Source organism: Chitinophaga sp. 22308, from assembly GCF_052045305.1.
Taxonomy (GTDB): Bacteria; Bacteroidota; Bacteroidia; order Chitinophagales; family Chitinophagaceae; genus Chitinophaga; species Chitinophaga varians_A.
In genome coordinates this window covers 1-333 of record NZ_JBQEOP010000038.1, presented here as the reverse complement: position 1 = coordinate 333, position 333 = coordinate 1, and the positions used below count along the sequence as shown (strand labels likewise).

Genomic DNA, 333 nt, shown 5'->3' with positions numbered 1-333 from the left:
AGCCTTTCCAACGGATACCGGCAATGTTGCCGTTAAACGCCTGGCTGGTAAAGCCATAGTCATAGTTCAGCTCCTGACCGAAATGCGACCCGCCGCCGCCATTTTGCAGGTATTCCTTGCTGATACTGCGCAGCCAGCCTCGCAGGTTATAATCGTAAGTCTGCTTTTCCAACGGAGCACCGCCACCGGCAATGCCCAGTTCTTTTAGTTCCAGTTGTCCGGTGGCATCATAACTGTTTCTGGCTATGGTCCTAAGAAGGCCAGGATTATCGTTCAACTGCTTATTAATAGCTTTCACTCTTCCCTGCGCATCATAAAACATGGTGGTGAGCA

The 333-nt window shown here is 50.5% G+C and carries 1 protein-coding gene; it reads right to left on the bottom strand.

From position 1 onward, the window contains the following. The coding region (locus ACTJJS_RS33565; RefSeq protein WP_440668418.1) for a hypothetical protein at positions 1-333 on the bottom strand (333 nt) is incomplete at both ends.